Below are 268 nucleotides of genomic sequence, written 5' to 3' on the forward strand. Positions count from 1 at the left end.
ACCGCAATCATGGCAAAATTCGAGACGCCTATTCCTTGCCCGCACCATCCGCGTGCCGGGCAAGCCGCGAAAGCAGCAAAACCACCACATGCAGCAACGGCAGAGCGAGAAAGACGCTGGCAAGGCCGGTATGTTCGGCAATGAAGCCGATGGCCGAGGGCGCTACCAGAATGCCGGAATAACCCATGGTGGTGACGACTGACAGGCCGATGCCGGGTGCCAGCCCGGGCATGTTGCCCGCTGCCGAAAAGGCGATCGGAACCATGTT

1 pseudogene is annotated in these 268 nt (G+C 60.8%); it reads right to left on the reverse strand.

The features are described from left to right. Positions 1-28 precede the first annotated feature (28 nt). A pseudogene (locus tag SB816_RS32115) lies at positions 29-268 on the reverse strand (hypothetical protein); the annotation flags it as partial.

The sequence above is a fragment of the Achromobacter sp. SIMBA_011 genome, assembly GCF_046535435.1.
In the GTDB taxonomy this organism is placed as follows: Bacteria; Pseudomonadota; Gammaproteobacteria; order Burkholderiales; family Burkholderiaceae_B; genus Achromobacter; species Achromobacter dolens.